The following is a 22,347-nucleotide window of genomic DNA, read 5'->3' on the forward strand; positions in this document are numbered from 1 at the left end:
ACCCGCCTGTTCACCACCCCGGCGACGCTGGCCCGCACCGGACGCCGACGGATCCTGCACCTGGCCGAACACCACCCCTGGGCCGCGCTGGTCCGCGACGGGCTTGCACGACTCCGCGACGCCACCGCGGTGCTCGCCGCCCCGGCAGCCGCCTCCGGCTGACCCCCGGCGACCTGACCCGACGACCCGAAGGACACCCACCGGCCTGTGGAACCGGCGCCCACCCGAGCGACATCGGCCGATCCGTCACACCCCAATGCCATCCTGACGCCCACACGGGACCAGAAGCCGATGATCATGCTCCGCATCAAGATCACGGAAGATCGAGGCTAGCGTGACCGCCATGGAAATCACCATTCACGCGAGCTTCCTCCCGCACGACGACCCGGACGCCTCCCTGGCCTTCTATCGCGACACCCTCGGCTTCGAAGTCCGCAACGACGTCGGATACGGCGGGATGCGCTGGATCACGGTCGGCCCCGCCGACCAGCCCGGCACGTCCATCGTCCTGCATCCGCCGGCCGCCGACCCCGGCATCACCGACGACGAGCGCCGCACCATCGTCGAGATGATGGCCAAGGGCACCTACGCCATCATCCTCCTGGCCACCAAGGACCTCGACGGCACCTTCGAGCCGCTGCAGGCCAGCGGCGCCGAGGTCGTCCAGGAGCCGACCGAGCAGCCGTACGGGGTTCGCGACTGCGCCGTCCGCGATCCCGCGGGCAACCTGATCCGCATTCAGGAGCTGCGCTGAGCCGTCCGGCCATCGCAGCCATGACCTGCACGGACGCACCGTGAAGGAGCCCGCGCACGACGTCGGTGGCGGCCGCCTGGTGGCCACCGTCACCGACCCCGATGGCAACGTCCCCGAGCTGCTTCACCGACCGTTGAGTGCCGGCCCCCCTCCGCGCTCAGCGTCGTCGCGACACCGAGCATCGGCTCACCAACGACATCGATGTCCGGGTGGCCAGTGCCTCGGCGGACGGTGCGCCGTACCTGATGCCGCTGTCCTTCGACTGGGACGGCGAGGCGCTGCTGATGGCGACGCCGACGGACAGCCCGACCGGCAGGAACCTGGCCGCCACCCGAGCCGTTCGGCTGGGGCTGGGCCACACCCGCGACGTGTCCATGATCGAGGGCGAAGTCGAGATCCTCGAGATCGACGCGCTGCCGCAGGAGCGGGGTGACCGGTTCCCCGTGCACACCGGCTTCGACCCGCATGCGCTGGCCACGCCGTACCGCCGGTCCCGCATCTCGCCGCGCCGCATCCAGGCTTGGCGCGAGGTGAACGTGAGGCCCGACCGCGAGCTGATGCGCGACGGCCGCTGGTTGGTCTGACGCCTCGGCCGGGCGCGCCGCGTGGCCGGGGTCCAGAGGCTCCACGGGCCGAAGCCGCGTGGACGCCTTGGTTCTTGCGCCGAGCGCGACCCCGGCCAGCGTCAGCCGGACGGGCGTTGCGCCACCCCCGCCGACACCGCCGATCAGGTAGACAGCGGACCGGTGCCGCGCCGACGAAGGAGAACCAGACGTACTGCTCGAAGCTGGTCGGATCGAGCCCAGGCGACGCCGATGGAGACCGCGAAGGCGGGCCCCGCCCAACAGATGGAGGCACGATGAGCATGGTCACGAGGACGGACACGCACTCGCCTGCGCTGCACGGTGCCGACAGCCACGACCTGATCCGCGTGCACGGCGCGCGCGTCAACAACCTCAAGGACGTCAGCGTCGAGATCCCGAAGCGCCGGCTGACGGTGTTCACCGGCGTCTCGGGGTCGGGCAAGAGCTCGCTGGTGTTCGGCACGATCGCCGCGGAGTCGCAGCGGATGATCAACGAGACCTACAGCGCATTCGTGCAGGGCTTCATGCCAACACTGGCGCGGCCGGACGTCGACGTCCTCGACGGGCTGACGACCGCGATCATCATCGACCAGGAGCGGATGGGGGCCAATGCCCGTTCCACGGTCGGCACCGCCACCGACGCCAACGCGATGCTGCGCATCCTCTTCAGCCGACTCGGGCAGCCGCACATCGGCTCCCCGCAGGCGTATTCGTTCAATGTCGCCTCGATCAGCGGAGCGGGTGCAGTCTCCATCGAGCGCGGCGGACAGACCGTCAAGGAGCGTCGTAGCTTCAGCATCACCGGCGGAATGTGTCCATGCTGTGAGGGCCGGGGCTCCGTCACCGACATCGACCTGTCTGCGCTGTACGACGACAGCAAGTCCCTCGACGAGGGTGCACTGACCATCCCCGGTTACAGCATGGACGGCTGGTTCGGCCGCATCTTCAGCGGCTGCGGCTTCTTCGATCCGGACAAGCCGATCCGCACGTTCACCAAGCGGGAGCTCCATGACCTGCTGTACAAGGAGCCGACCAAGATCAAGGTCGACGGGATCAACCTGACCTACGAGGGGCTGATCCCGAAGATCGGCAAGTCGATGCTGTCCAAGGACGTCGACTCATTGCAGCCGCACATCCGCGCCTTCGTGGAGCGGGCGGTGACCTTCACGAGGTGTCCCGAGTGCGGCGGAACCCGGCTGTCCGAGGCGGCCCGGTCATCGAAGATCAGGGGGATCAGCATCGCCGACGCCTGCGCGATGCAGATCAGCGACCTCGCCGAATGGCTGCGGGGTCGCGACGTTCCGTCCGTTGCGCCGCTGCTCGCGTCGCTGCGGCACACCCTCGACTCGTTCGTCGAGATCGGGCTGGGCTACCTCTCACTCGACCGCCCGTCGGGCACGCTGTCGGGCGGCGAAGCACAGCGCATCAAGATGATCCGCCACCTCGGCTCCTCGCTCACCGACGTCACCTACGTCTTCGACGAGCCGACGATCGGGCTGCACCCCCACGACGTCCAGCGGATGAACAACCTGCTGCTGCAGCTGCGCGACAAGGGCAACACGGTGTTGGTCGTGGAGCACAAGCCGGAGGCGATCGCGATCGCCGACCACGTCGTCGATCTCGGCCCGCGCGCAGGCGCCGAGGGTGGTGAGGTGGTCTTCGAAGGCACCGTCGACGGGCTGCGGTGCAGCGGCACGCTGACCGGGCGGCATCTGGACGACCGAGCCTCAGTGAAGCCGTCCGTGCGGAGACCGTCGGGAGTGCTGGAGGTGCGCGGCGCCAGCACCCACAACCTGGCCGACGTCGATGTCGACATCCCGCTCGGCGTGCTGGTGGTGCTGACCGGCGTGGCCGGGTCGGGGAAGAGCTCCCTGATCCAGGGCTCGGTGTCCGGCCGGGACGGGGTGGTGTCGGTCGACCAGGGCGCGATCAAGGGCTCGCGGCGCAGCAACCCGGCCACGTACACCGGACTGCTCGATCCGATCCGCAAGGCCTTCGCGAGGGCCAACGGCGTGAAGCCGGCGCTGTTCAGCGCCAACTCCGAGGGCGCCTGCCCCAACTGCAACGGCGCCGGCGTCATCTACACCGACCTGGCGATGATGGCCGGAGTGGCCACCGTCTGCGAGGTGTGCGAAGGGAAGCGTTTTCAGGCCGAGGTGCTCGAGTACACCTTCGGTGACAAGGACATCAGCGAGGTGCTTGCGATGTCGGTGACCGAGGCCGGCGAGTTCTTCGGCACCGGGGAGGCGAAGACGCCGGCGGCCCACAAGATCCTGACCCACCTGGCCGACGTCGGGCTCGGCTACCTCAGCCTCGGCCAGCCGCTCACGACCCTCTCCGGCGGCGAGCGGCAGCGGCTCAAGCTGGCCACCCGCCTGGCCGAGAAGGGCGGCGTGTACGTCCTCGACGAGCCGACCACCGGGCTCCACCTCGCCGACGTCGAGCAGCTGCTCGGCCTGCTCGACCGACTCGTCGACTCCGGTAAGTCGGTCATCGTCATCGAGCACCACCAGGCGGTCATGGCGCACGCCGACTGGATCATCGACCTCGGCCCCGGCGCCGGCCACGACGGCGGCCGGATCGTCTTCGAGGGCACACCCGCCGACCTCGTCGCCGCCCGCTGCACCCTCACCGGCGAGCACCTCGCGGCCTACGTCGCCAGCTGATCGAGGCCCTCGCGGGTAGACCGGGCAGGGGCATCGACACCCCGCCAGCAGTCGAGGGTGGAGACGGCGGTCGACACGGGCTGCTCACCGCTCGCGCCGAACACCTCGTCGAGCAGGACCGTGGCTGACGGCGGGGTGGTGGCGGTCAGGCGCAGTCCGTCCGCGGAGAGCGTGAGAGTGAAACGGAAGAACGGGCAGCAGTCCTGCTCGGCCAGGACCAGCTCGAAGGCCGCGTGCGCCAGGTGCCGTGGCAGATCGACGGCGCGGCCCTCGGCGGCCGCGACCGGCGTTCCCTGCCTGAGCAGTGCGTGCCACTCCGCGATGCGAGTCGACTGCTCCGAACCGCCGAGTGAGCAGCCGACCGGCGCGCCGGCTCCGGCGTCGGTGGGGCTGGTCATCGGCGTCCTCCCTCCCGGTCGTGCGTACGGACGGGCCCGGCGTGCAGGCGATCAGGAACAGCAGGCGTCGGCGCCCTCGGGGGTCAGGGCCGCCAGCGTGGCCAGGAGCTTGACCGGCCCGGCCAGGGCTTCGCAGCACAGCGCGTAGACGTTGCTGCGTCCCTGCGGCGTGACGGTCACCAGCCCCTGCTCGCGCAGCGGGGTCAGATGGTGGCTCACGAGCGTCTGGCTCATGCCCGTGGCCTCGGTCAGCTCCCGCACGGACCGGCGGCCGTCGGCGAGCAGCAGGAGGAGGTGCAGCCGGTTCGGGTCGGAGAGGGCCTTGAGCGCAGGGGCGAGCAGGCGGGCACGGTCGGCCGCCGAAGTGAGGTCGTCGACGTCGAGCAGCCGCACGTCCAGGTCCTGGGCCATGCGCGCAGTATGCCACGGCGTCCGTTGCTATCAACAGTGACCACTGTTACGTTCTCTCCGTCGTGGTGAACACGGATGGGAGAGGCCCATGAGCACGGATCTGCCCGTCATCGTGATCGGCGGTGGCCCTGTGGGACTGGCGGCGGCAGCCCACCTGCTCGAGCGCGGGCTGGAGCCCCTGGTGTTCGAAGCCGGCGACGAAGTCGGCGCCGCGGTACGCGACTGGGGCCACGTCCGGCTCTTCTCCCCGTGGCGGTACGACGTCGACGTGGCTGCGGCGCGGCTCCTCGAGGAGAGCGGGTGGACGCCCCCCGCGCCCGACGGTCTTCCGACCGGTGCCGAGTTGGTCGAGCGGTACCTGGAGCCGCTGGCGGCGACCCGGCAGCTGTCGACGCGCATCCGTACCGGCACCCGGGTGCTGGCCGTGACCCGGCAGGGCATGGACAAGACCCGCACCGTCGGCCGCGACGGGCGCCCCTACGTTGTGCGGACCATGCGGGACGGTCGGGTTGTCGACGTGCTCGGCCGGGCGGTCCTCGATGCCTCGGGCACGTGGGGCCACGCCAACCCGCTCGGTCCCGCTGGGCTCGGCGCCGTCGCGGAGGACGTCGCGATGCCGTGGCTGGCCGGACCGCTGCCCGACGTCCTCGGGCGGGACCGGGGCCGGTTCGCCGGTCGTTGCAGCCTGGTCGTCGGGATGGGCCACTCGGCAGCCAACACCCTGCTGGCACTGGTGCGCCTGCGCGAGGACGAGCCCGGCACGGAGATCACGTGGGCCATCCGGGGTCGCTCACCCGCCCGGCTCTACGGCGGCGGCGACGCCGATGGTCTACCCGCTCGGGGCCTCCTGGGGGCGGAGCTGAAGGCGGCTGTGGCCTCGGGGGCGATCACGCTGATCCGCGAGTTCGCTCTCGTGAGCTTCGACGTGCCCCCCGGCGGGGATGGCCGGCTGGGCGTTTCCGGCACCGGGCGCGACGGAGTGGCGAGAACGCTGTTCGTCGACGTCGTGGTGGGTGCGACGGGGTTCCGTCCCGACCTGGACATGCTGCGCGAGGTTCGGCTGTCGCTGGACCCGGCAGTCGAGGCTCCCCGCCAGCTCGGGCCGATGATCGACCCCGACCTGCACAGCTGCGGCACCGTTCCGCCCCACGGTGAGAGCGTGCTCGCCCACCCCGATGCGGGCTTCTACATCGTCGGCATGAAGTCCTACGGACGCGCGCCGACGTTCTTGCTGGCCACCGGCTACGAGCAGGTCCGTTCCATCGCGGCCGCGCTCGCCGGCGACACCGAGGCGGCCGGCCACGTCTGCCTCGACCTGCCCGCGACGGGCGTGTGCTCGGTCGACCTCGGCGACCGTGCGGCGGTCGAGGCCGCCGGCGTGGGCTTCGCCACGGGAGGTGCGCACGGCTGGTCGGCAGCGGAGCCCGCGGTGACCGGCTGCTGCGGAACGAGCCAGCCGGCGGCGGTCGGGGTCGGCGGTCAGTGACGGGGGTGGCGGGTGGGACGACCCCGTGAGCCCGAAGTCGTCGCTGGCGGCCGATGCGGGCGCGGGCGCCGAGTCCGGCTGGCGTCCGCCCCGCCGGGCCCTGGCGGCGCTGTGCGCCACCGAGGTCGTCAGCTGGGGCGTCCTCTACTACGCCTTTCCGGTCGCCCTCTCCGCGATCACCGCTGACACCGGCTGGTCGGCGACGTCGACGACAGCGGCCTTCTCGGCCGGACTCGTCGTCTCCGCGCTGGCCGGCGTTCCCGTCGGACGCGGGCTGGACCGCTGGGGGCCGCGGCGGGTGATGACGGCGGGTTCGCTGCTCGCCGTCCCGGCCATCGTCGGCGTCGCGCTGGCACCGAGCTATTGGTGCTTCCTGGCCGCCTGGTGCGTGGTGGGTGTGGCGATGGCCGGCGTCTTCTACCAGGCGGCCTTCGCGGCCCTGACCCGTTGGTACGGGCCCCGCCGCGTCAAGGCGCTCACCACCGTCACCCTGGTGGCGGGCCTGGCGAGCACCATCTTCGCCCCGGTCACGAGTCTGTTGCTGCAGCACCTGGACTGGCGGACCACCTACGTCGTCCTGGCCGGCGTCCTGGCCGTGGTCACGATTCCGCTGCACGCGCTGGCGCTGACGCCGCCGTGGCACGCCGTCCACAGCCAAGACCGTGTGGCGCCCGCCCCGAGGCGCCCCATCGTCCGGAGCCCGGGCTTCCTGCTGCTCTCAGCCGCCCTCACGCTGACCGCTTTCGGGCTCTACTCGGCGAGCCTCACCCTGATCCCCCTGCTCACCGGGCGTGGGTTGAGTCCGTCCCTCGCGGCTACGACCTTCGGGCTCCTGGGCGCCGGCCAGCTCGTCGGGCGGATCGGGTTCGCCCCGCTCGCCGCCCGGACGACCCCGGGGGCGCGGACGATCGTCATCGTCGTCGCATCGGCTGTGGCGATCGCGCTGCTCGCCGCCGTGCCCGGGCCGGCAGCTGTGCTGGTCGCCCTGGCCATGCTCGCGGGCGCCGTGCGGGGCGCGGGCACCCTGTTGCAGGCCACTGTCGTGGCGGACCGCTGGGGGACCGCCAACTACGGTGCCCTGTCCGGCATCTTCGCGGCGCCCGTCACCGGAGCTGCCGCACTGGCTCCCTGGGGCGGTACCGCGCTCGCCGAGGCCATCGGGAGCTACCCGGCCATGTTCGCCGCCCTAACAGTGGTCGTGGCGGCCGCTGCCGGGGCTGCGGCCCTGAGCGACCGGGTCTAGCCGACCGGTTCCGGGCCCTGCAGCTCGGCGAGCAGGCCACGGATGCGCGCCTCGATCTCGTCCCGGATCGGGCGCACCGACTCGACGCCCTTGCCCGCCGGGTCCTCCAGCGCCCAGTCCAGGTAGCGCTTGCCCGGAAAGACCGGGCACGCGTCGCCGCAGCCCATGGTGATCACGACGTCGGAGGCCTCGACGGCGTCGGTGGTCAGCACCTTCGGGCGCTGGGCGGAGATGTCGATGCCCACCTCGGCCATCGCGGCCACGGCGGCGGGGTTGACCTGGTCGCCGGGGATCGAGCCGGCCGAGCGCACTTCCACCGAGTCCCCGGCCAGGGAGCGCAGCCAGCCGGCGGCCATCTGCGAGCGACCGGCGTTGTGCACGCAGACGAACAGCACGCTGGGGGTGCTCATCGGGCGCTCCGGAGGGGATCGGGGACGGTGGGATCACCGGGGAACCAGCGCCGGGCGGCCCACAGGGCGACGTAGACCAGGCCGACGAGGACGGGGACCTCGATCAGCGGGCCGACCACGCCGGCGAGGGCCTGGCCCGAGGTGACCACGAAGGTGCCGATGGCTACGGCGATGGCGAGCTCGAAGTTGTTGCCCGCCGCGGTGAAGGCGAGCGTGGCGGTCTTCGCGTAACCACAGGTGCAGGCGCACCCCGAGCGCGAATGAGCCGCCGAACATCAGGGCGAAGTAGGCGAGCAACGGCAGGGCTAGGCGGGCGACGTCCCAGGGCTGGGAGGTGATCGCGTCACCCTGCAGCGCGAACAGCATCACGATGGTGAACAGCAGCCCGTAGAGCGCAACCGGCCCGATCTTCGGCAGGAAGCGGCTCTCGTACCAGGAGCGTCCCCTGGCCCGTTCCCCGATCATCCGGGTGAGGAAGCCGGCCAGCAGTGGGATGCCGAGGAACACCAGCACGCTGACCACGATCGCCCACAGGCTGAACTCGGCCGACGTGGTCGACAGGCTCAGCCAGCCGGGGAGTACCTGCAGGTAGCACCAGCCCAGCGCGGCAAAGGCGACGATCTGGAACACCGAGTTGATGGCCACCAGCACGGCGGCGGCCTCGCGGTCGCCGCAGGACAGGTCGTTCCAGATCAACACCATGGCGATGCAGCGGGCCAGCCCCACGATGACCAGTCCGGTGCGGTACTCGGGGAGGTCGGGCAGCAGCAGCCAGGCCAGGGCGAACATCAGGGCCGGGCCGACGAGCCAGTTCAGCGCCAGTGAGGCACCGAGGAGCTTCCGGTCGCCGGTCACCCGGTCGAGCTCGGAGTACCGGACCTTGGCCAGCACCGGGTACATCATCAGCAGCAGCCCGACGGCGATCGGCAGGCTGACGTCGCCGACCCGGACGGCGTCCAGCGCGTCGTCCAGGCCGGGCACCAGGCGGCCGAGCCCCAGGCCCACGGCCATCGCGACGATGATCCAGACCGGCAGGAACCGGTCCAGGGTGGGCAGCCGCTGCAGGACCGGCGCCTGGAGAGAGGTTTCGGGGCGGGCGGTCTCCCGGACGGCGTCGCTCACCCACGCGCCCCGGTCGGCGCCGGCGTGCTGAACAGGGTGGCGACCGCAGGCAGCGCCTTGGGCCGGACGGCGTAGTAGACCCACACCCCGCGCTTGTCCCGGTCCAGCAGACCCGCCGCATGCAGCACCTTCAGGTGATGGCTGATCGTGGCCTGGGTCTGGTCGAAGGCCTCGTTGAGGTCGCAGACGCACGCCTCGCCGCCTGCGGAGGAGGCGATGAGGCTCACCAGCCGCAGTCGGACCGGGTCGGCGAGCGCCTTGAGCAGGGGCGCGACCTGCTCGGCCTGCTCGGTGCTCATCGACGTCCCGGTCAGCGGTGTGCAGCAGGCGAAGTCGGGAGAGTCGCTCACGGTTCCTCCTCGGCGTAATGCTTCGGCACAGATCATAGCGATCAGCATCGTATTGACAAACATCGATCCTTTAAGAGTGCAGACATCGACATCTGTCGATGTTATCGAGAGGACGTGATCCCGTGTCCCGAGTCCAGCTGGCTCTCCGCGTCGCCGACCTGGAGGCAGCCATCGACTTCTACTCGCGGCTGTTCGACACCGCCCCGGCCAAGCGCCGCCCCGGGTACGCCAACTTTGCCGTCGCCGAGCCCCCGCTCAAGCTGGTGCTGTTGGAGGGGGCGGCCGGGGAGCCCACCCGGATGGACCACCTGGGCGTGGAGGTCGCCGCGACCGCCGACGTCGCCGCCGCCACCGACCGGCTCACCGCGGCCGGCCTGGCCACCCGGCCCGAGGACGACACCACCTGCTGCTACGCCCTGCAGGACAAGGTCTGGGTCACCGGCCCGGGCGGCGAGCCGTGGGAGGTCTACACGGTCAAGGGAGACGCGCGGCCCGACCTCGAGGGCCGGACGGCGGCCGAGGAGTCCGCCGTGGCCGGCGACGGCACCTGCTGCGCCGACCCGACCGCCGCCGCCGACCACGCAGCGGTGCCCGCCGCCTGCTGCTGAGGAGCTCCCGTGCACCCACCCTGATCATCCAGCTGGCCGCGGCACACACAGCCGACCTGCACCGATCCGCCGCGGGCCGCTGCTGCGCCGACCTGGTGACGCGGTCCGGCGGGGCCGAGCGCGTCGCCGGGCTCGCCCGCCGGCTCCGCAGCTCGGTCGCCCCGGTGACGGTGTGCTGCCCGGCGTGCTGCTCCGCTGCTCCGGTCCGCACGAGGTGGGCCGGGGCAGCGCCACCCCCGCGCGCAGCGTTACCGCGGGGACGGCACGATCAGCGGCATGTCCCACCGCGCGGCCGAGTCCCGCTACGAGTCGATGTCCTACCGCCGGTGCGGCGCCAGTGGGCTGGACCTGCCGGCGATCAGCCTGGGCCTGTGGCACAACTTCGGCGACGACGTGCCCTTCGACCGGCAGCGGGACATCCTGCACCGCGCCTTCGACCGAGGCGTCACCCACTTCGACCTGGCCAACAACTACGGCCCGCCGTACGGGTCCGCCGAGACCAACTTCGGGCGCCACCTGCGCGACTCCTTCGCCCCCTACCGGGACGAGTTGGTCATCTCCACCAAGGCCGGCTACGACATGTGGCCGGGCCCCTACGGGCAGGGCGGCGGCTCCCGCAAGTACCTGACCGCCAGCCTCGACCAGTCGCTGCGCAGGATGGGCCTGGACTACGTCGACGTCTTCTACTCCCACCGCTTTGACCCCACCACGCCGCTGGAGGAGACCATGGGCGCGCTGCACAGCGCAGTCCAGGCCGGCAAGGCGCTCTACGCCGGGGTCTCCTCCTATTCCGCAACCGACACCGCGCGCGCCGCTGCGATCCTCGCCGACCTCGGGACGCCGCTGTTCATCCACCAGCCCTCCTACTCGATGCTCAACCGCTGGATCGAGACCGACGGGCTGCTGGAGACCCTCGCCGAGGCCGGCGCCGGCTGCATCGCCTTCTCCCCGCTCGCCCAGGGAATGCTGACCGACAAGTACCTGGACGGTGTGCCGGCGGGGTCCCGGGCCAGCCAGGACAAGTCGCTGTCCACCGACCTGCTCACCGACGAGGCGCTGCGCCATGTCCGGGCGCTGAACGAGCTCGCCGGGGCGCGCGGTCAGAGCCTCGCGCAGCTGGCGCTGGCCTGGGCGCTGCGCGACCCGCGGGTGACCTCCGTGCTCATCGGGGCCAGCAGCGTCGCCCAGCTGGACGACAGTCTGGGTGTGCTGGACCGGCTGGACTTCACCGACGAGGAGCTCACCGCGATCGACGCGCACGCCGTCGACGCCGGCATCGACCTCTGGGCCGGCTTCCGCACCAGCTGAACCCCGGGTGCGCGCCCGTGCTCTGATCGCAGGGACCGCGCCGGCACCGCCGCCGGCCGACGACCCGAGGGAGCCCCAAGTCCGACGAGGTCCAGCTGAAAGTCGACGGGGGCGTCGCCGTCGTCACGCTCAACGCGCCGTAACGGCGCAACGCGCTCACCCCGTCGATGGCCGGTGAGCTGATCGCGGTCTTCGACGAGGTCGACGCCCGGGACGACGTGGGTGCCCTCGTGGTGCGAAAGGTCGGGAAGTCCTTCCGCGCCGGGGGTACGGGCAGACGCTGACCGACGGCGGCCGCGATCCGGCTGCGTCGGACGCCTACGCGGGGCATGCGCGCCAACTACGAATCCTTCTACCGGCTGGGCCACGTGAAGGCGCCGACGATCGCCGCCGTCCGCGGCGATGGCGCTGTTCGGTGAGGAGGTCGACGGGGAGCGCGCCGTGCAGCTGGGCCTGGCGTGAGAGACCGTGGACGACGCCGCGGTCGAGGACCGGGCCCTCGAGCTGGCCGGCCGGGTGGCGAAGGACCCGGAGCTCGCGCGGGCCACGGTCGGCAACTTCCGCAAGGAGCTCGGGCCCCCGCACGTCAGCTGGAGGTCGCCACCCAGTTCGAACGGCCCACCCCAGATGTGGTCTATGCGCCGCTCTGCCGAATGACCGCCCGAGCGTGCGGCATGCGGAGCATCCCGCGTCGCTCGGGCGGAACAGCGAGGGCGATCGGCGCAGCCGAGGCGTGGCCTTGCCTCAGGTGGTCTGCTTGGGCTTCGGGTCGTCGCGCGCGTCGAGCTGGATCTCCTTGTCCGCGCGCGGGACGCCCTCCTTGAGCTCCCGGGTGCGCTCGACCTCCGCGTCGAGCTCGATGCCGAACAGCAGCGCCAGGTTGATCAGCCAGAACCAGATGAGGAAGATCACCACGCCGGCGAGTGCGCCGTAGGTCTTGTTGTAGCTGCCGAAGTTGCCGACGTAGAAGGCGAAGAGCGCGGAGGCGACGACCGCTACCAGGATCGCCACGCCGGCGCCGGCGCTCACCCACTTGAAGCCGCGGAGCTTCACGTTCGGCGTCGAGTAGTAGAGGACGGCGATCATCAGCGCCAGCAGCACGAGGATCACCGGCCACTTGGCGTAGTTCCAGATGGTGAGCACGGTGTTGCCGAGGCCGATGGACTGCCCGATGGCGTCGACGACCGGGCCGCTGAGCACCAGCATCGCCAGGATGAGGGCGGCGAACAGGATGCCGATCAACGTGATCAGCAGCTGCAGCGGCTTGAGCTTCCAGACCTTGCGGCCCTCAGGCGTCTCGTAGACGACGTTGGCGGCCCGGGTGAAGGCGCCGACGTAGCCCGAGGCGCTCCAGATGGCTGCGGCCACACCGAGGATCAGCGCCAGGCCGGCGGTGCCTGAGCTGCCGGCGATCTGCTGGATCACCGGGTTGAGGGTGTCGGCCGCCTGCGCAGGCACGACAGTGGTGATCGCATCGCTGAGCTGCTGCGGGTCGGTCAGCAGGCCGACGATCGACAGCAGGGCGGTCAGCGCCGGGAACAGCGCCAGGACGCCGTAGTAGGTGAGCGCGGCCGCCCAGTCGGTGAGGTTGTCCTCGCTGAACTCCTTCAGCGTGCGCTTGAGCGTGCCGCCGGTCGTCGGCTTCGGGTCGGCGCCGGTCGGCGCGTAGTCGGCGCGCTCGCGGCTGATCTTGTCGTCGTCGGGCGCCGTGTCCCGGGCGCCGTCCTGGGGAACCCCGCTCCGTGCGCGCTGGTCGGGGTCGGGTCTGCTTGCTCCGGCCATCGGTGCCTCCGGGGGGATCGCGGGGTTGTCTGGTGCACCGTGCCCCGGCGACGGCTTCTGCACTCCTCCCGGCGGCGGCATTCCGATAACGGCCGGTCGGGCCGCCGCGCAGACCCACGCCGCGCCCGTCGGGGGTCTGCGCGGCCCCGGTTGTGCCTCCCGGTAGCGATGCTCGTCACCCAGTGTTCACCGGAGAATTCCGTCCGTACAGGATTGCCGGGCGCCGGAGCCGGGAAGTCATGAGCCAGACGAACGGCCCGCCCTTCCCCGGCGGGTGCCCCGAAGAGGACGTGGAGCACACGGATGGTGTTGTGGCCGGCGGTGACCCTGCTCGGGTTCCTCATGCTGACGGCGTTGGTGATCGCCATGGGCACACAGTCCACGGCGCGTTACGAGGCGGAAAAGCAGGCGGCCTCCGGGCCGGCTCCCCGCTCCACCGCGCCGGACACCGTGGCAGCCCCCGCGGTCCTCTGACCCCTCGGCCCCGCTGCAGGGTCCCGTCGCGAGCCTGCGATGGGCGGGGGCAGCGGTCGGGCCCTGTCCCGAGGCTCGTCCCGAGCTTGCGAGGGATGAGGAGGACGGGGTCCTTCTTCAGATCCAGTCGGGACGCATCTCCAGCACCGTGGTGTCCAGCGAGGCCAGCAGGTCCAGTTGCGGGCCGACCTTGGGCAGCTCCCAGCGGTGGAAGTAGCGGGCGGCCTGCCGCTTGCCGGTGTACAGGTTCCCGGTGTGCCCCTCGGCGACCAGGGCCTGCTCCAACCACAACCAGCCGACGACCAGGTGGCCGGTCGCCTCCAGGTAGACGCTGGCGTTGGCCAGGGTGACCTGCGGGTCGTCGGCGCCCCACAGGGTCGTGGTGACCTCGACCAGCCGCGCGGCCGTGGCGTCCAGGGTGGCCGCCAGGTCGGCCCACGGCGTGCCGGCCGCCCGGGCGGATGTCGCACCGATGCTCTCCACCAGCAGCGTCAGTCCGGCTCCGCCGGACATCACCACCTTTCGGCCGAGCAGGTCCAGCCCCTGGATGCCGTGCGTGCCCTCGTGGATGGGGTTCAGCCGGTTGTCCCGGTAGAACTGCTCGACCGGGTAGTCGCGGGTGTACCCGGCCCCGGCATACACCTGGATGGCCAGGTCGTCGGCCGCCAGGCACCACTGGGACGGCCAGCTCTTGGCGATCGGAGTGAGCACCTCCAGCAGCAGCCGGGCGCGGGCGCGGTCGGCCTCGTTCTCGGCGGTGCGCTCCTCGTCGACCAGTCGCGCGCAGTACAGGCCGAGCGCCAGGCCGCCCTCGACGTAGGACTTGCTGGCCAGCAGCATCCGGCGCACGTCGGGGTGCTCGATGATCGGCACGGGCGGCGCGGAGGCGTCCTTGGACTGCGCAGCCTTGGCCACCAGCGGGCGGCCCTGGGTGCGCGTGCGGGCGTAGGAGAGGGCGTGCAGGTAACCGGTGTAGCCCAGCCCGGTGGCGCCCATCCCGACACCGATCCGCGCCTCGTTCATCATGTGGAACATGTAGGTGAGGCCGCGGTGCTCCTCGCCGACCAGGTACCCCACAGCGCCGGGCTGCCCGCCGGGGGTGTGCACGCCCTCCCCGAAGTTGAGCAGGGTGTTCGTCGTCCCGCGGTAGCCCATCTTGTGGTTCAGGCCCGCCAGCACGACGTCGTTGCGCTCCCCGAGCGACCCGTCGTCCCGGACGAGAAACTTGGGCACGATGAACAGCGAGATGCCCTTCACCCCGGGCGGCCCACCCGGCACCTTGGCCAGCACCAGGTGGACGATGTTCTCGGTCAGCTCGTGGTCGCCGCCGGAGATCCACATCTTGTTGCCGGTCAGCCGGTACGTGCCGTCGCCCTGCGGGACGGCGCGGGTGGTGATGTCGGCCAGCGACGAGCCGGCCTGCGGCTCGGACAGCGCCATGGTGCCGAACCAGCGGCCCTCGGCCATCGGCGGCACGTAGGTCTGCACCTGCTCAGGGGTGCCGTGCGCCACCAGCAGGTTGGCGTTGGCCATGGTCAGGAACGGATAGGCCGAGGTGCCGATGTTGGCCGCCTGGAACCACACGTGCACCGCCTGGTTCACCACGGCAGGCAACTGCATGCCGCCCAGCTCCTCGGGCAGCGCCGCCGAGTTCATCCCGGCTTCGGCGAACACCGCCAGCGCCGCCGCCACCTCGGGGATGAGCTGGACCTTGCCGTCGACGACGTACGGCTCGTTCTCGTCGGCCTTGCGGGTGTGCGGCGCGAAGTGTTCCGTGGCGATCTGCTCCGCCAGGTCCAGGACGGCGTCGATCGTGTCCCGCGAGTCTTCGCTGAACCGCGGGCGCTTGCTCAGCGTCTCGACCTGCAGCCACTCGTGGAGCAGGAAGTCCAGGTCGGGGCGGGACAGGACCAGCGACGGGCGCACGGGCTCCTCCAGGGGTGGGCCGGCCGCCGCGGTGCGTCCGGAACTCCCAGGTTAGGCCGACGCTGCCGGTGGGGCCGTCCCCGGACGAGGACAGGCCCCCGCCCCGCGGTCGCGGGGAGAGGGCCTGTCCTCATGGCGGATCAGTGGCGCGGGTGACCGGCTCCCTGCGGGAGGTGGTCGGCAGGCAGCGAGGCCAGCCCGGTGGGCTGGTCGGCCGCGGCCTCGTGCCGGCCGCCCTCGGACCCGTCGTCGTCCGGCTCCGCATGCCGGGACGTCGCGGCCGTGGACCCGCCCGGGCTGGGCTGGTCAGCCGGGGTGTCCGCGTCGCTCCGGTCGGCGGCGACCGGCGGGGCCGTCGACGTCGGGGCCGCCACGCCGACGGCGTGCTCGGCCGCCAGGGACGGATCATTGCCTGCCGCACCGGCATCCTCCTGCTGCCCCTGGATCCCAGAGGTCGTCCGCAACGGGATCTGCGGCAGGAAGATCAGTACGAAGAAACCGACCGCGACCACCACAGCGGCGATGAGGAACACCAGGTCCAACGTGTTCGCGAACCCGGTCTTGAAGGGCAACGCCAGGAACGACGGCAGCTTCTGGATGAACGAGGTGTCGTCGAGGTTTCCGCTGGAGCTGATCGCCCCGCTCTGCAGCGCCGCGGCGACCCGCGGATCGCTGGCCGCCGAGGAGGTCAGGGCGTTGCCGATGTCGGTCGGCAGTCGGGTGAACAGCACCGACAGGAAGATCGCCGTCCCCAGGGTGCCGCCCATCTGCCGGAAGAAGGTGACCGACGAGGTGGCCACGCCGATCTCCCGGGGGGAGACGGCGTTCTGCACGGCCAGGACCACCGGCTGGAAGTTGAAGCCCAGGCCCAGGCCCATCAGCAGCATGAAGGGAACCAGTTGCCACACCGGGGTGTCCGGGCCGACCACGAAGGACAGCGACACCAGCGCGGCGACGATGAAGACGACGCCGATCAGCGGGAAGAACTTGTACTTACCGATCCGGGCGATGGTCAGCCCGGCGACGATCGAACCGATCATGATGCCCAGCACCAGCGGGATCATCTGCAGCCCGGCGATCGTCGGGCTGGAGCCGTGCACGATCTGCAGGTACTGCGGCAGCAGCAGAATGCCGCCGAACATGCCGGCCCCGAGCACGATGCTGCTGGCGCTGCTGACGGTGAACGTGCGGTTGTTGAACATTCGCAAGGGCAGCAGGGCTTCGTCCCCGTATGCCCGCTCGGCCAGGATGAATCCCACCAGCCCGGCGACACCGATCGCGTAGCAGGCCATCGCCAGGCCCGAACTCCAGCCCCAGGTCCGGCCCTGCTCGGCCACGATCAGCAGGGGGACCAGGCAGACGATCAGGGCCAGGGCGCCCGGCCAGTCGATCCGGTGGTCCCGCCGGGTGTGCGGCAGGTGCAGCACCTTGGAGACGACGACGAAGGCCAGGATGCCCAGCGGCACATTCACGTAGAAGATCCAGCGCCAGCCGGTGATCCACAGCAGGGACGACTGCCCGGCGAAGAAGCCGCCGATGACCGGTCCCAGCACGCTGGAGGTGCCGAACACGGCCATGAAGTAGCCCTGGTACTTCGAGCGCTCCCGCGGCGGGACGATGTCGGCGATGATCGCCAGCGCCAGCGACATCAGGCCACCTGCGCCGATGCCCTGGAACGCCCGGAAGGCGGCCAGTTCGTACATCGACGTCGCCAGCCCGCACAGCATGGAGCCGAGCACGAAGACGGCGATCGCGAACAGGTAGAACGGCCGCCGGCCGTACATGTCGCTCAACTTGCCGTACAGCGGCGTGGTGATCGTCGAGGTGATCAGGAAGGCCGTGGTCGCCCACGCCTGCAGGTCGTAACCCTGCAGGTCGTCGGCGATGACGCGGATCGCGGTGGAGACAACGGTCTGGTCCAGGGCGGCCAGGAACATGCCCAGTAACAGCCCGGCCAGGATGGTCATGATCTGCCGGTGGCTGAACGTCCCCGTGGCATCCGGGGCTGCCGCTGCCGCTGCCGCTGCGCCGCGGCGCCTCGGCGCGGCTGAACGGTCGGTGGTCTGGGTCATCGGTCCTTCTCGGGGAGGGTGGCGGCGGAGCGGAGGGAGGGCAGGTGGTCGGTCAGGTCCTGGACGAAGCGGTGCAGCTGACCGGTGAAGGAGCTGAGCTCCTCGGGTGTCCAGTCGGCGGTGACCTCGTAGATCAGGCCGTCGCGCTCCTGGCGCATGGCCGTCAGTACGGTCTCGCCGGCCGGCGTGACGACCAGTCGGCTCGCCCGGCCGTCGAGCTCGTCGGCCACCCGGCGGACCAGGCCACGCTCGACGAGCAGGGTGACGTGCCGGCTGACCGTCGAGGGGTCGGCGTGCACCAGTTCGGCAAGGGCGCTCTGGCGCAGCGGCCCCAGCCGGGTGAGGGGCAGGAGCAGCAGGTGGGCCGCCCGCTCGCGGTCCTCGTTGCCCGAGCCCGTGGTGACCGACACCTTGAGGGCGTGGAGCACCCGCGACAGGCGGGTCAGCTCGACGGAGAGCGACGAGGCGCCGGCAGTTCCGGGAGCGAGGTCACCGGCGGAGGGCGCCAGGTCGGTGCGGGGCGGCATGGAGCCTCCGGAGGTCGACGAGGGGCGCGACGCTGCGCCGGAGAACAGTTGCATGGTACAAGCCGTTGCGCAGCCCACGCAACAAGTTGCGCCGTACACGGACTGGGAACTGGGCAACGCTTGCGCGCCAGGTGGGACCCTGGGAGCTACCCCCATCGAGAGGACGACGAGTACTCCGTGAGCACCCCGCACGACGACCTGCGCTCCCGGCTGTCCGCCCTCACCCTCGAGGACGAGCACCAGCTGCGCCGCCGGCTCGACGGCACCCGTCGCACCAAGGACCCCGAGGCGCGCGCCCGGCAGCGCGAGCGCATCGCCGCCGACGTCGCCGTCGCCGAGTCGCGCATCGCCCGCCGCCGCGCCGCCGTCCCGGTGGTGAGCTACCCCGCCGAGCTGCCTGTCAGCCAACGTCGGGACGATATCGCCGCCGCGATCCGCGACTCGCAGGTCGTCGTGGTCGCCGGTGAGACCGGCTCGGGCAAGACGACGCAGCTGCCCAAGATCCTGCTCGAGCTCGGCCGGGGCGTCCGGGGCAGGATCGGGCACACCCAGCCACGCCGGATCGCCGCCCGCACCGTGGCCGAGCGGATCGCCGAGGAGCTGGGCAGCCCGCTGGGCGAGGTCGTGGGCTGGAAGGTGCGGTTCACCGACCAGGTCGGTGACGCGACGCTGGTCAAGCTGATGACCGACGGGGTCCTGCTGGCGGAGGTGCGGCGGGACCGGCTGCTGCGTCAGTACGACACGATCGTCATCGACGAGGCCCACGAGCGGAGCCTCAACATCGACTTCCTGCTCGGCTACCTGGCCCAGCTGCTGCCGCGCCGCCCGGACCTCAAGCTCATCATCACCTCGGCCACGATCGACGTGGAGCGGGTGGCCCGGCACTTCGCCAGAGAGGGTCACGACGTCCCGGTCGTCGAGGTCAGCGGCCGCACCTACCCGGTCGAGGTGCGCTACCGCCCGGTCGTCGACCCGGAAGCCCCCGCGGGGAGTCCCGCCGCGGACCCCGACCGCGACCAGGTCAGCGCGATCGTCGACGCCGTCGCCGAGCTGGTCGCCGAGGGTCCTGGTGACGTCCTGGTCTTCCTGGCCGGCGAGCGGGAGATCCGCGACGCCGCCGACGCCCTCGACGAGCGTGCGTTCCCCGGCACCGAGGTGCTGCCGCTCTACTCCCGGTTGTCGGCGGCCGACCAGCACCGGGTGTTCCAGCCGCACACCGGCCGGCGCGTCGTGCTCGCCACCAATGTGGCCGAGACGTCGCTGACCGTGCCGGGCATCCGCTACGTCGTCGACCCGGGCACCGCTCGCATCTCCCGGTACAGCCATCGCACCAAGGTGCAGCGGCTGCCCATCGAGCCGGTCAGCCGGGCGTCGGCGCGGCAGCGGGCCGGCCGGTGCGGGCGGACCAGCGACGGCATCGCCATCCGGCTCTACAGCGAGGCGGACTTCGAGTCCCGGCCGGAGTACACCGACCCGGAGATCCTGCGCACCAACCTGGCGTCGGTGCTGCTTCAGATGGCCGCCCTGGGCCTGGGTGAGGTTGCCGACTTCCCCTTCATCGACCCGCCGGACCGCCGTGCGGTCGCCGACGGCCTCGCGCTGCTCGAGGAGCTGGGCGCGCTCGCGCCGGAGGCGTCGCAGCCGGTTGCGGACGGCGGGCGTCCGGCCCGTCCCGGTGACGGCCTGACCGAGACCGGCCGGGCGCTGGCCGCGCTACCGCTGGACCCGCGGATGGCGCGGATGGTCGTGGAGGCCGACCGCCGCGGGGTGCTGGAGGAGGTCCTGGTGATCGCCGCCGGGCTGACGATCCAGGACCCGCGCGAGCGCCCGGCCGAGCACCAGCAGGCCGCCGACGAGATGCACGCCCGGTTCGCCGACGAGAACTCCGACTTCCTGGGCCTGCTCAACCTGTGGCGCTACCTGGTCGAGCAGCAGGACGCCCTGTCCGGAAACCAGTTCCGCCGCACCGTCAAGCGTGAGTTCCTGCACTACCTGCGCATCCGCGAGTGGCAGGACCTGCACGGCCAGCTCCGCAACACCGCCCGGCGGCTGGGCATGGGCGTCGGCGAGCTGGCCGAGTCACCCGACGAGCGGGGCATCACCACCGCGCTGCTGGCCGGGTTGCTCTCCCACGTCGGGATGCAGGCCGAACCGGTCAAGGACCGCACCGGCAAGCCCGGCCGGCCGGGCCGGGAGTACCTCGGCACCCGCAACACCCGCTTCGTGCTAGCCCCGGGCACGAAGCTGGCGAGGAAGCCGCCGCGCTGGGTGGTGGCCGCCGAACTGGTGGAGACCAGCCGGCTGTTCGCCCGCACGGTGGCCCGGGTCGACCCCGAGGTGGTCGAGCGGCTGGCCGCGCACCTGGTGAAGCGCCAGTACAGCGAGCCGCGCTGGGACGCCACGCGCGGGTCGGTCGTGGCCACCGAGCGGGTCACCCTCTACGGCCTGCCGCTGGTGGTCGGCCGGCGGGTGCAGTACGGGTCGATCGACCCGGTCGTCTCCCGGGAGCTGTTCATCCGGCACGCGCTGGTGCAGGGGGAGTGGACGACGCACCACCGCTTCGCCGCCGACAATGCCCACGCGCTGCAGCAGGTCGCCGACCTGGAGGAGCGGGCCCGCCGCCGCGACATCCGGGTGGACGACGAGACGGTCTTCGAGCTCTACGACGCCCGGGTGCCTGCCGACATCGTTTCGGCGCGGCACTTCGACGCGTGGTGGAAGTCCACCCGTCGGGAGCGCCCGGACCTGCTGACGTTCACCCCGGAACTGCTGACCAACGCGGCGGCCGCGGGGCAGGTGCGCGTCGAGGACTACCCGGACGAGGTGCGCCTCACCCAGGGGCTGACGCTGCCGCTGAGCTATGCGTTCGCCCCGGGTGCCGACGAGGACGGGGTGACCGTCGACGTGCCGCTGGGCGTGCTGGACACGCTGGCCCGGACGTCGGGGGAGTCGCTGGCCTTCACCGTACCCGGGCTGCGCGGTGAGCTGGTGACCGAGCTGCTGCGGTCGCTGCCCAAGCAGCTGCGCCGCGGGCTGGTGCCCATTCCCGACCGGGTGCGCGCGGTGCTGCCGCACATCGACCCGGCCGAGCCGCTGCTGCCGGCGCTGGAGCGGGAGCTGCGCCGCGCCACCGCCGTCACCATCCCCCCGGACGCCTGGGATCCCCAACAGGTCCCCGGCCACCTGCGGGCGACCTTCCGGGTGCTCGACGACCGGCAGCAGCTGCTGGCCACCGGCAAGGACCTCGCGGCCCTGCGGGCGCAGGTCGCGCCGCAGAGCCGGGCGAGCCTGGCCCGGGCCGCCTCCGACGTCCAGCGCACCGGGCTGACCTCCTGGTCGATCGGGGCGCTGCCCCGCACGGTGGAGGTGCGGCGCGGCGGGCACGTGGTGACCGCCTTCCCCGCGCTGGTCGACGAGGGGGAGACGGTCGGCGTCCGGGTGGTCGCCACCGAGGTGGAGGCGGTCCGGCTGACCTGGCGCGGAGCCCGCCGGCTGCTCGTGCTCAGCGCCGGCACGCCGGTCCGGCCGGTGGTGAAGTCGTTGTCCCCGCGCTCCCGCCTGGCGCTGCAGTTCAACCCGGACGGCGAGATCCCCGACCTGGTCGCCGACTGCGTGGACGCCGCCGCCGTCGAGCTCATCGCCGCCGCCGGTGGCCCGCCGCGGGACGAGGCGGCCTTCGCGGCGCTGGTCCAGACCGCCCGTGAGCAACTGCTGCCGCTGACCACGGACGCGGTGCGCCGGGTGGAGGCCGTGCTGACCGCCGCCCGCGAGGTGGCGGTGGCCATCGGCGCGGCCCCGGGACGACGGGTGCCGGACGCCGCGATCGCCGACCTGCGCCGGCAGATGGGCGGGCTGCTGCACCGCGGGTTCGTCGCCGAGGCCGGTCGGAAGCGGCTGCCGGACCTGGTCCGCTACCTCACCGCGATGGCCCACCGGCTGGAGAAGCTGCCGGTCAACGTCGCGCGTGATGCGGTCTGGATGGCCCAGGTCGCTGCGGTGACCGCCGAGTACGAGCAGCTTCGGGCCCGGGTGCCGGCCAGCGGCTCTCCGGACGACCCGGTCGCCCGGGTGCGCTGGATGGTCGAGGAGCTGCGGGTGGGGCTGTTCGCGCAGGCCATCGGCACGCCCCGGCCGGTCTCCGAGCAGCGGATCTACAAGGCCATCGACGGGGTGCTGGACCGGGTCTCGGCCTGACGTCCCGGCCGCCGGCCGCCGGGAGTTTGCCG

18 protein-coding genes and 1 pseudogene are annotated in these 22,347 nt (G+C 71.8%); 10 read left to right on the forward strand and 9 right to left on the reverse strand.

All coding sequences use genetic code 11. The annotated features are described in order from the left end of the window. The first annotated feature begins 343 nt into the window (after positions 1–343). The 3 genes from BLW04_RS18540 to BLW04_RS18555 all read left to right on the forward strand — a co-directional run bounded on the left by BLW04_RS18540 (position 344) and on the right by BLW04_RS18555 (position 4,004). Positions 344–754: a VOC family protein gene (locus BLW04_RS18540; RefSeq protein WP_091544786.1), complete on the forward strand. Its 411-nt coding sequence runs from the start codon at positions 344–346 to the stop codon at positions 752–754. A gap of 137 nt (positions 755–891) precedes the next feature. Then, positions 892–1,338: a pyridoxamine 5'-phosphate oxidase family protein gene (locus tag BLW04_RS18550; protein ID WP_091544731.1), complete on the forward strand. Its 447-nt coding sequence runs from the start codon at positions 892–894 to the stop codon at positions 1,336–1,338. Between the two features lie 275 nt (positions 1,339–1,613). Beyond that, a complete protein-coding gene (locus tag BLW04_RS18555; RefSeq protein WP_091544733.1) occupies positions 1,614–4,004 on the forward strand; it encodes an ATP-binding cassette domain-containing protein in 2,391 nt (796 codons plus the stop codon). On the opposite strand, the gene BLW04_RS18560 is transcribed toward BLW04_RS18555, so the two are convergent. After that, the gene (locus tag BLW04_RS18560) at positions 3,989–4,402 is read right to left on the reverse strand and encodes a hypothetical protein (protein WP_091544735.1); all 414 of its coding nucleotides are present in this window, start codon (positions 4,400–4,402) and stop codon (positions 3,989–3,991) included. The two genes, BLW04_RS18555 and BLW04_RS18560, sit on opposite strands and share 16 nt — an antisense overlap. Before the next feature lie 51 nt (positions 4,403–4,453). After that, positions 4,454–4,813 carry an ArsR/SmtB family transcription factor gene (locus BLW04_RS18565; RefSeq protein WP_091544737.1) on the reverse strand — a complete coding sequence of 120 codons (360 nt, stop codon included), beginning with the start codon at positions 4,811–4,813 and terminating at the stop codon, positions 4,454–4,456. 88 nt (positions 4,814–4,901) lie between these two features. Between BLW04_RS18565 and BLW04_RS18570 the strand changes: the two genes are divergently transcribed. Both BLW04_RS18570 and BLW04_RS18575 read left to right on the forward strand, forming a co-directional pair. Beyond that, complete coding sequence (locus tag BLW04_RS18570) at positions 4,902–6,299, forward strand: FAD-dependent oxidoreductase (RefSeq protein WP_091544739.1); 1,398 nt, start codon at positions 4,902–4,904, stop codon at positions 6,297–6,299. A 25-nt stretch (positions 6,300–6,324) separates the two neighbouring features. Beyond that, positions 6,325–7,542 (forward strand): MFS transporter, encoded by a 1,218-nt coding sequence (locus BLW04_RS18575; RefSeq protein WP_217631112.1) that lies wholly within the window; start codon positions 6,325–6,327, stop codon positions 7,540–7,542. Here BLW04_RS18575 and BLW04_RS18580 read toward each other — a convergent pair. The 3 genes and pseudogenes from BLW04_RS18580 to BLW04_RS18590 form a co-directional block, all read right to left on the reverse strand. Continuing rightward, positions 7,539–7,952 carry an arsenate reductase ArsC gene (locus BLW04_RS18580; protein ID WP_091544741.1) on the reverse strand — a complete coding sequence of 138 codons (414 nt, stop codon included), beginning with the start codon at positions 7,950–7,952 and terminating at the stop codon, positions 7,539–7,541. The two genes, BLW04_RS18575 and BLW04_RS18580, sit on opposite strands and share 4 nt — an antisense overlap. Then, positions 7,949–9,074 (reverse strand): annotated as a pseudogene (arsB, locus tag BLW04_RS18585) (ACR3 family arsenite efflux transporter). The gene BLW04_RS18580 and the pseudogene arsB overlap by 4 nt, the downstream one beginning before the upstream one ends. After that, positions 9,071–9,424: an ArsR/SmtB family transcription factor gene (locus BLW04_RS18590; RefSeq protein WP_371327804.1), complete on the reverse strand. Its 354-nt coding sequence runs from the start codon at positions 9,422–9,424 to the stop codon at positions 9,071–9,073. The pseudogene arsB and the gene BLW04_RS18590 overlap by 4 nt, the downstream one beginning before the upstream one ends. Positions 9,425–9,546: 122 nt before the next feature. On the opposite strand from BLW04_RS18590, the gene BLW04_RS18595 reads away from it, so the two are divergent. The 3 genes from BLW04_RS18595 (at position 9,547) to BLW04_RS28665 (ending at position 11,997) form a co-directional block, all read left to right on the forward strand. Then, positions 9,547–10,032: an ArsI/CadI family heavy metal resistance metalloenzyme gene (locus BLW04_RS18595; protein ID WP_091544743.1), complete on the forward strand. Its 486-nt coding sequence runs from the start codon at positions 9,547–9,549 to the stop codon at positions 10,030–10,032. A gap of 276 nt (positions 10,033–10,308) precedes the next feature. Then, on the forward strand, positions 10,309–11,340 hold the full coding sequence (gene mgrA / locus BLW04_RS18600) for an L-glyceraldehyde 3-phosphate reductase (protein WP_091544745.1): 1,032 nt from the start codon (positions 10,309–10,311) through the stop codon (positions 11,338–11,340). Between the two features lie 468 nt (positions 11,341–11,808). Next, entirely contained in the window at positions 11,809–11,997 is a 189-nt protein-coding gene (locus BLW04_RS28665) for a hypothetical protein (protein ID WP_254781777.1), read from the forward strand. A gap of 87 nt (positions 11,998–12,084) precedes the next feature. On the opposite strand, the gene BLW04_RS18610 is transcribed toward BLW04_RS28665, so the two are convergent. Further along, positions 12,085–13,122, reverse strand: coding sequence for a YihY/virulence factor BrkB family protein (locus BLW04_RS18610; protein WP_091544747.1), 1,038 nt, complete (start codon positions 13,120–13,122; stop codon positions 12,085–12,087). 303 nt (positions 13,123–13,425) lie between these two features. Here BLW04_RS18610 and BLW04_RS26925 point away from each other — a divergent pair, with 303 nt between their 5' ends. Beyond that, positions 13,426–13,596: a hypothetical protein gene (locus BLW04_RS26925; protein WP_175484139.1), complete on the forward strand. Its 171-nt coding sequence runs from the start codon at positions 13,426–13,428 to the stop codon at positions 13,594–13,596. A 117-nt stretch (positions 13,597–13,713) separates the two neighbouring features. Here the strand turns inward: BLW04_RS26925 and BLW04_RS18615 are convergent, their stop codons facing one another. From BLW04_RS18615 to BLW04_RS18625, 3 genes are all read right to left on the reverse strand, one after another. Beyond that, positions 13,714–15,522: an acyl-CoA dehydrogenase gene (locus tag BLW04_RS18615; protein ID WP_091544750.1), complete on the reverse strand. Its 1,809-nt coding sequence runs from the start codon at positions 15,520–15,522 to the stop codon at positions 13,714–13,716. A 140-nt stretch (positions 15,523–15,662) separates the two neighbouring features. Further along, on the reverse strand, positions 15,663–17,594 hold the full coding sequence (locus BLW04_RS18620) for an MDR family MFS transporter (RefSeq protein WP_091544752.1): 1,932 nt from the start codon (positions 17,592–17,594) through the stop codon (positions 15,663–15,665). Then, positions 17,591–18,121, reverse strand: coding sequence for a MarR family winged helix-turn-helix transcriptional regulator (locus BLW04_RS18625; RefSeq protein ID WP_091544754.1), 531 nt, complete (start codon positions 18,119–18,121; stop codon positions 17,591–17,593). The genes BLW04_RS18620 and BLW04_RS18625 overlap by 4 nt, the downstream gene beginning before the upstream one ends. A gap of 177 nt (positions 18,122–18,298) precedes the next feature. On the opposite strand from BLW04_RS18625, the gene hrpA reads away from it, so the two are divergent. Next, positions 18,299–22,315 (forward strand): ATP-dependent RNA helicase HrpA, encoded by a 4,017-nt coding sequence (gene hrpA / locus BLW04_RS18630; protein ID WP_091544756.1) that lies wholly within the window; start codon positions 18,299–18,301, stop codon positions 22,313–22,315. Positions 22,316–22,347 lie beyond the last annotated feature (32 nt).

This window comes from Modestobacter sp. DSM 44400 (assembly GCF_900107175.1).
Taxonomy (GTDB): domain Bacteria; phylum Actinomycetota; class Actinomycetes; order Mycobacteriales; family Geodermatophilaceae; genus Modestobacter.